Source organism: Lichenibacterium minor (genome assembly GCF_004137685.1).
Classification (GTDB): domain Bacteria; phylum Pseudomonadota; class Alphaproteobacteria; order Rhizobiales; family Beijerinckiaceae; genus Lichenihabitans; species Lichenihabitans minor.
Window position 1 is genome coordinate 39,401 of record NZ_QYBB01000034.1, and the last position, 7,604, is coordinate 47,004.

A 7,604-nucleotide genomic window follows, 5' to 3' on the forward strand; every position below is an offset into this window, starting at 1 on the left:
AGACCGAGGGGAGGGGCGGGGTGGGGTCAGAAGACGGCGAGCGGTCGGTCGACCGCGCGGCTGGCAGGGCGTTGCATGACGGCCCCCGCACCGCCATCCTCGTCACCGGCATGCACCGCAACGGCACGTCGGCCCTGGCGCGGACGTTGTCCCTGCTCGGTGCGGCGCTGCCCAGCGATCTCGTCCCCGCCAACGAGGGCAATCCCCACGGCCATTGGGAGCCGCGCGGGATGGTCGACCTCAACGACCGCATGCTGGCCGACGCCGGTTCGGACCTGTACGGCGTGCGCGACATCCCGGCCGCTTGGTTCGAATCGCCCGCGGCCTCGGCTTTCACCGATGATGCGGTTCGGCTGATCGCCGGCTCGTTCGCCGACGAGCGGCTCGTGGTCCTCAAGGACCCCCGCACGGCGCTGCTGGCTCCGATCTGGAACCGCGCCCTGGCGAGCGCGGGCTTCCGCGTCGTCCACGTCCTGCCCCTGCGCCATCCGGCCGACGTCGCCGCTTCGCTCCGCCGGCGCCACCTGCAGACCATCCCCTACGACGCTTGGGCCTCGCCCCGGGGCGAGGCCGTTTGGCTCCGCTACACGCTGGCGGCCGTGCGCGGGTCGCGCGGGCACGCCCGCGCCTTCCTGCGCTACGCCGACCTCCTCGCCGACTGGCGCCGCGAACTCGGGCGCCTGGGACGGGACCTCGGCATCGCCTGGCCCGCCCTCGGCACGGCGCGGGAAGCCGAGGTCGACGCCTTCCTGCACGCCAACGACCGCGCCGACGGCGAGCATGCGGCGATCGCCCCCGACCCCCGCACCCTGGGCGACCTCGACCTGCCGACCCTGGCCGCGGCCTGCTACGACGAACTCGCGTCGGTGGGCGACGACGGGACCCGCGTCGACGCGTTCGGGGCGGAATTCACCCGGCGCATCGCCGGGGCCGGCGACCTGATCGGGACCTTCGAGGACCTGTACGCGCTCGTGTGGCGCTTCTTCGAGGAAGCGGGGAGCCTCGCGACTCGCCTCGACCTGTCGCTGGCGGCGGAAGGGCGCCAGCGGGAACGGGTGCAGCAGACCTGGGCGGCCCTGACGGAGGCGAACAGCGACAAGCTTCGCCTGCGGCTCGACGCGGGGTCCCGCGACCGGCAGATCGTCAGCCTTCAGGGCGAACTCGCCCGCCTCGACGGTGCCGTCGAGTCGCGGGACGCGCGGATCGCCGACCTCGAGCACCAGGTCGCGCGGCTCGATGCGGAATTGTGTGAATTCGCGACGTCCCACGAGGAGCGGTTCGCGGAACAGCGCGGGGTCGCCGACACGGCGCGCCGCGACCATGCGGACGCGCTGTCCCGCCTCGCCGCGCTTCATGGTTCGACGTCCTGGCGCTTCACCGCGCCGCTGCGGGCCCTGTCGCGCGTCGTGCGGAGGCGGGCGTGAGCGCGGTGCCGCTGCGGATCTGCTTCGTCACTGGCGAGATTCTGGGCGCACACAAGAACGGCGGGATCGGCACCGCCACGACGCATCTGGCGCTCTTCCTCGCGCGGGCCGGCCACAGCGTGACGATCGTCTACACCGGGGCGCCCTGGGTCGACGGTGCCCATCCCTGGATGCGGCGGTGCGAGGCCGCTGGGGTGGCGGTCACGCATCTCGACGCGCGGGACGGCGAGATCTATCCCTTATGGCTGCGCGAAACCTGCGTCATGCTCGACTATCTGCGCGGCCTGGAGCAGGACGTCATGCTGTTCCAGGATTGGGAAGGCCCTGCCTTCGCCACCATCGTGGCGAAGCGAACCGGCATCGCCTTCGCCCGGACGGTGCTGGCCGTCATCGCCCATGGCCCGACCGCTTGGTTGCTCGACGCCAACCGCAGGCTCGCGCGCGACCCGCGCACCCTCGCCCATCTCCATATGGAACGCGTGGCCTTTGAGCAGGCGGATGCCGTCCTGTGCCCGTCGCGCCACATGCTCGACTGGCTGCGCGGCAGCGGCCAGCCGCTGCCAGACCGCGCCGAAGCGGTGCCCCTGTATCTTTGGTCCGATCCTGAGGACGCGCTCCCCGAGCGGCGAGGGGAGGCGCTAGAGGCGGTCGACCGCCTGGCCTTCTTCGGGCGCCTCGAGACGCGGAAGGGCGTCGACCTGTTCCTCGACGCCATCCTGTCCGACGCCCTCGCGGATCGGGACTTCGAGGTCGCCTTCGTGGGCAAGCCGGCATCCCACACGCCGGACACGATCCGCGACGCCGTCGCGCGACGACGGCCGTCGCTGCTCCCGCGCCTGTTCTTCGAGGCCGATCTCGACACCGATGCCGCGCAGGCCTTTCTGCGGGACGGCCGTTGGCTCGCCGTCATCCCTTCGCTCGTCGACAATGCCCCCTGCGTGATCTCCGAATGCCTGCGGCGGGCCATCCCGTTCGTGTCGACGCTGACCGGAGGCATCCCCGAACTGGTCCACGAGGCGGATGTGGCGCGGGTGCTCGTCGCGCCGAACGCGCCGTCTCTGGCGGACCGCCTCGATGCGATCCTCGGCGGGCGCTTCGCCCCGGCCCGCCCCGCCTACGGCGAGCGCGACGTCGGCGCCCGCTGGTTGGCCTGGTTCGAGACCGTCGGTCGTCCCGCGACCGCCGCCCCCGAGCCGGCCGCCGCCGCTCCCGACCCGACGCCCGCTGAGCATCGGCCGGGGCAGGGTGGAGATCGGCTCGCCGTGGTGGTGACCCACTTTGAACGGGCCGCCCTGGTCGGGCAGACCCTGGAATCGCTGGCCGACCAGACCCGCCCCGGCTTCGACGTCGTCCTGGTCGACGACGGCAGCCGCTCACCTGCGGCGATGGCCGCCCTGGCGGCACTGGAGCGCCGCCGCTGGCCGTTCAGGCTCACCGTGCTGCGACAGCCGAACCGCTATCTCGGGGCGGCCCGCAATGCCGGCGTGAGGGCGACGGATGCCGACCGCATCGTCTTCATGGACGACGACAACCTCGCCTTCCCCAATCTCGTGGAACGGCTCGACGACGCCATGTCGCGCACGGGTGCCGACATCGTCACCTGCCAGATGTCCATCTTCCGCGATCCCGTGGGCGAACCGGAGCCGGCCGCGCTGCTCGACGCGGAGCGCTGGGGCTTCATCGGCGGGGCGTTGGAACTCGGCCTCTCGCTCAACTGCTTCGGCGACGCCACCGGCCTCTACCGGCGGGGCGTCTTCGACCGGATCGGCTTCTTCCACGAACGCCGCGGCGTCGGCCACGAAGATTGGCACCTCCACGCCAGGGCCGCTCTGGCGGGGCTGACCTCGGTGTCGATCCCCGAGCCGCTCTACTGGTACCGTCGCGTGCCGACGGGCATGCTGCTGTCGACGGACAGCTACGCCAACAACCGCGTCATCTGGGACGCCTACGCCCAGGCCCTGCCGCCCGGTCTCGCCCGGTTCGTCGACCTTTCGGTCCGAAACACGCTCGTCGACGCGATGGGTTGAGCCCGTCCTGCCCGCGGCCGCCGGATCGACCCGCGCCGCGAGGCGGTGCTCGCTCGGAGGATGCCCGAGCCCGGGCCCTCTCGATTGCATGGCCCGCGTGTCACGGCTGAAGACGGTCGCCGGGGCACCTCGGCCGGCGCTCAGATCAGCTCGAGCCAGGGATGGCGGACGGTCAGCTCGACCTTGATCTGCTCCGTCGACACCACGGTCGACGTCCGCAGCATGGACGTCCCGTGGACGCGGTAGCGGCACAGGATTTCGGGCACGAACAAAGCTGAAACGCCGTGTTCGATGAGCTTGCACCAGAAATCGAAATCTTCCCAGCCGCCCTCGATATGCGTGTATCCGCCGACCTCGCGCCAGGTGGCGCGGCTGACCAGCGCCATTGCGTCGACGTAATTGCCGGGCTTGAAGCGTTCGCGGCTCCACACGTCCGGGTATCCGACCCCGACGCGGTCGCCGTGGAACGCGATCTGCGAATAGGCGACCTCCGCCGAGGCCGATGTCGCGCGGGCGAGCAGGCGCGCGAGCGCCTGGGGATAGATGGCGTTGTCGGCGTCGAGCACGAAGACGAACTCGGTTCGCGCGGCCGCGAAGGCGGTGTTGCGCGCTTCCGCGAGGCCCAGGTTGCGGGCATGACGGAGCAGCACCGCTCGGTCGAAGCACTCGGCGTGACGCTCCATCCAGGTCCGGCAGCGCTCGGCCGAAGCGTCGCGCATCGAAGCGTCGTCCACGACAATCAGTTCGATGGCCGGATGGGTCTGCGCCCGCACGGAGTCGAGGCAGTCCTCGATAAACCGCTCATAGTTGAAGAGGCTCACGGCGACCGACACGGCATCGCGTCGGGGGATGGCGGCCGACCCGCTTTCGAACAGGACCTCGGGGGCGGCGTGGCTGGGACCCGTCATGGCATGCGTCCTTCCGGGCCGCCCCGGTCCACCAGGAAGGCGCCGAGTCCGGCCAGGCGGGTCCGGTCGCGGTTCACGGCCGCGATGCGGTCGAAGGCGCGGTCCCGCACCCGTTCCGCGGCCCGGCGACCGTCGGGATCGAGGATCAGCCAGTCGATGAGAGGCCCGATGTGCTTGGCATCCTCGTGGAAATAGTGCGATCCGGGCTCCAACCCGGGGTCGGCGAAACGCGCCGTGCTGACGACAGCCGAGCCGCCCGCCATGGCCTGGACGACGATGCGGCGCCGTTCCAGCGCCGGGAAGCGCCCCTCGCTGAGGTGCAGGGTCAGGCGGGCCTGGGTGCTGAGGTGGCCGGAGATGCGCCAGTGGGCGCCGCGATGCAGCCGTTCCTCCGCCTTCGAAACGATGCCCTGCTGGGCATAGACGAAGCAGCGATGGGGGGCGAGCGATCCCGCGAGGCGGCCGAGCGCCGCGTTGCGGCGTGAGCTTTCCCGCGCGAAGAACAGCAGGTCGAGGGGACGGCGTGACCAGTCCAGCGGATGGCACTCCGCTTCGCGGGCGCGCTCCGGTGCGGCGAGCATCAAGGGATGGCCGAGATCGGCCGCCTCGAGCCAGCGATCTCGCACCCGGACCTTCGGCAGGAGCCGAAAGGTGGGGATGTCGGCCTCGGCCCAAAGGTCGGCTCCGACGGCCGAGAGTTCGATCGCGCCCCGCGCGTTCAGGAGGGGGCGGAGGCAGCGACCCCCTTCGATCGATTCGACCGGATCGTCCATCACCACCAGCATGTCGCCGACGATGCTGGGCTCCGCCCAGAGCTGTCCGAGACCAAGGCTGAAGAAGTCGTTGGGGGCGACGACGATGGCAGTGCCGTGGTCGCCCCAAGGATCGGCCGTCTCGTCCGCCATTGTGACGTCGAAGCCGAGGCCGCTCAGGTCGGCGGCCAGGTCCTGAGCGGTTTCCCGATAGGCTTCATCGCTGAGGGAATGCACGAGGATCGCGCAGCGATGCCCGGCCCGCGCCGCGTCGCACCCGTGGGATCCGCCCGCGCGTTCCGCCGCGGTACCCCGCCGTCCGGCTCGCCCGTAGGCCCGCGCGAGAGCGGTTTCGGAGAACAGCGTCCGCCCCTCGGCTGCGCCGTTCTGCAAGGCATGCGTGACCGCGTCGATCCCGGCCTGGGCGACGTCGGGGTTGGCGATCAGATAGTCGCGCTCGGTGAAGATCGGCAGGCGGGCGAGGCGTTTTGCGGCCCGCGCCTGCCGGAGCGGAGGAGCCGCTCCGTCAGCGGACATCGCGGGCTCGGTGCGATTGGGGCCGAAAAGACGGCGTCCCGCGCCGGACGTGGTCAGCCATCTCGCCCTCCATGCCGGGCCCCGACCGCGTGCCGGGCGATGCGGGTGAGCGCGCGCAGGGGGCGCGTCACCCGCCAACTGGTGGACAACAGGACGTCATCGAGCCGACGCCGGAGCGCCTCGGCGTCCCGCCGCGCGTCCTCGCCCATCGCGGTGCGAGCGTCGATCAGGGCGCGCATCCGCGCGACCCGCCCCTCGGTGGCGAGCGCGCGGGCTCCCAGGGCGTCGAGGGCGGATTGCAGGTCCAGCGCCTGGTGCGTGCGGGTGTCGAACGCCACGTCGAGGTCCGCGAGCCGGCGATGGAGCGCCGCTTCCCGCGCCGCGGCCTCACGCTCGGCGACCTCGCGATCCGCCGCCACTCGGGCGGCGAAGTCGCGCGCCGCGACGTCTCGCGCAGCGGCGGCGTCGACCGCCGCCTCACGCTTGCCTTCGACCGCGGCGAATCGTTCCGTCAGTTCGCGGTGTCGCGCTTCCGCAGCGTCCGCCTCGTCGGCCGCCCGCTTCTTGAAATCGGCGAAGCTGTCCGCCGTGTGTCGCTCGGCCTCCTCGGCTCGACGTTTCGCGTCGCGATGCGCCCGGACGACCGTCACGGCCTCGTCGTCGTGCCGGCTGCGGGCGTCGGCCGCCGCGACGACCAGACGATCCCGTTCCTGCTCCAGAAACTGTGCGTCCCGCCGGGCCGCCTTCAACAGGGTCTTCAAACGTGCCACGTCGTCATCGGGCGTGTGGGTGCGCAGGGCGGCGTCCGGATTCTCCTCACCTGGAGCGTCGTCGTGTTCGGCGGGTCGGCATCGTACGCGCGCGTCGCCACGGTCGAGCGTCACGGCGGGGTAAAGCGGCAGGATCGTATCGTCGAAGATGGCTTCGGTGACCCGGTCCGCCCCCCCGTCCAGCCGCACCGCCTTGCCCATCTTGGCGGCCAGGATCGCGAGGCCGGGACTGCCTGTGCCGACGTCGGCCCGGTGCGCCATCAATCCGGCGACGCCCCAAACAGCATCCCGGCAACGATCCAACGATGCCCATCGGTCGTCGTCGCCGACAAAGCGGAGGCTGATCCGGTCGTGGTTCCCGGCCGCATGCGAGCCGTCGATGTCGATGAGGATCCTGCCGCTTTCCCCGACGGGGTCGGAAATGAGTCCTTCGACATCCAGGTGGACGGCGAGATCGTGGCACAGCACGGCCCGCTCGGGCTCGGCGCCCTGAAGCTCGGCCATGCGGACGGAAAGGCGATCGCGCCAGAAGACCGTCGTGGCAGCATCGAAGCCTGCACCCAGATCCTCGAACCGCCTTGCGCTGCTGGGCAGGACGACGGATCGGCGGCCCTGAAGGCCCGCCCTCCAGCGGATCGCGACCGCGACCGAACCGACGACGACGGTCCTGTCCTCGCTTTCGGCAAAGGGCCGGAATGCGATCTGGTATCGACCACAAAGCTCCTGGAACGCCAAGCTGTTCAGGGCGTCCTCGAACCCACCGTTGCCCGGCAGGAAGCTGATCTCTTGGCCGGAAAGAGGAAGCAGAAAGCGCAGGAATGCGTCGTCGAGTGCCGGCATCTACCTTCCCTGGATCTTTCCATCCCCCGTTCGCCGAGCCTGTCCGACGTCGGGCGGCGCTGCCGTCGATATGCCGTTCCCCTTCGGGTGGCGGCCACCGTTCCGGGCTCCGTCCTATCCAGGGTGTGGAGCGGTGTCGAGATCCCGTGTGTCCCGACCCGCGGGACATGCCCTTCCCGCAGAGTCTCTTCGCCGGCGTCCTGCCATACTGAGGGCGGCCGTTGCGGCCGTGGCGGTGCTCGCCGCCGCTCGGGGGTCAGCCTTGTGGTGGGGTCGTGTGCCACGGCTTCCGCCGCCGGGGCGGGAAGGCCAGGGCGAAGTCGGCCGAGGCGAGGTCGAGGTTGGG

Annotated in this window: 5 protein-coding genes; 2 read left to right on the forward strand and 3 right to left on the reverse strand. The window is 71.2% G+C overall.

The window, feature by feature from the left end:
* Positions 1-20 precede the first annotated feature (20 nt).
* On the forward strand, positions 21-1,424 hold the full coding sequence (locus D3273_RS21055) for a hypothetical protein (protein WP_129228863.1): 1,404 nt from the start codon (positions 21-23) through the stop codon (positions 1,422-1,424).
* A complete protein-coding gene (locus tag D3273_RS21060) occupies positions 1,421-3,451 on the forward strand; it encodes a glycosyltransferase (RefSeq protein ID WP_129228864.1) in 2,031 nt (676 codons plus the stop codon). The genes D3273_RS21055 and D3273_RS21060 overlap by 4 nt, the downstream gene beginning before the upstream one ends.
* 140 nt (positions 3,452-3,591) lie before the next feature.
* Here D3273_RS21060 and D3273_RS21065 read toward each other — a convergent pair whose 3' ends face one another.
* The 3 genes from D3273_RS21065 to D3273_RS21075 are packed head-to-tail and all read right to left on the reverse strand — an operon-like array spanning position 3,592 to position 7,258.
* Positions 3,592-4,359 (reverse strand): glycosyltransferase family 2 protein, encoded by a 768-nt coding sequence (locus tag D3273_RS21065; protein ID WP_129228865.1) that lies wholly within the window; start codon positions 4,357-4,359, stop codon positions 3,592-3,594.
* On the reverse strand, positions 4,356-5,648 hold the full coding sequence (locus D3273_RS21070; RefSeq protein WP_129228866.1) for a hypothetical protein: 1,293 nt from the start codon (positions 5,646-5,648) through the stop codon (positions 4,356-4,358). Before D3273_RS21070 ends, D3273_RS21065 begins: the two co-directional genes overlap by 4 nt.
* A gap of 53 nt (positions 5,649-5,701) precedes the next feature.
* Positions 5,702-7,258 (reverse strand): hypothetical protein, encoded by a 1,557-nt coding sequence (locus D3273_RS21075; RefSeq protein WP_129228867.1) that lies wholly within the window; start codon positions 7,256-7,258, stop codon positions 5,702-5,704.
* Positions 7,259-7,604: the final 346 nt, after the last annotated feature.

What these genes read in the sequence shown, in the direction of transcription:
- D3273_RS21065 (WP_129228865.1), bottom strand. Translation starts at nt 4,359, where the DNA reads ATGACGGGTCCCAGCCACGCCGCCCCCGAGGTCCTGTTCGAAAGCGGG.
- D3273_RS21070 (WP_129228866.1), bottom strand. Translation starts at nt 5,648, where the DNA reads ATGTCCGCTGACGGAGCGGCTCCTCCGCTCCGGCAGGCGCGGGCCGCA.
- D3273_RS21075 (WP_129228867.1), bottom strand. Translation starts at nt 7,258, where the DNA reads ATGCCGGCACTCGACGACGCATTCCTGCGCTTTCTGCTTCCTCTTTCC.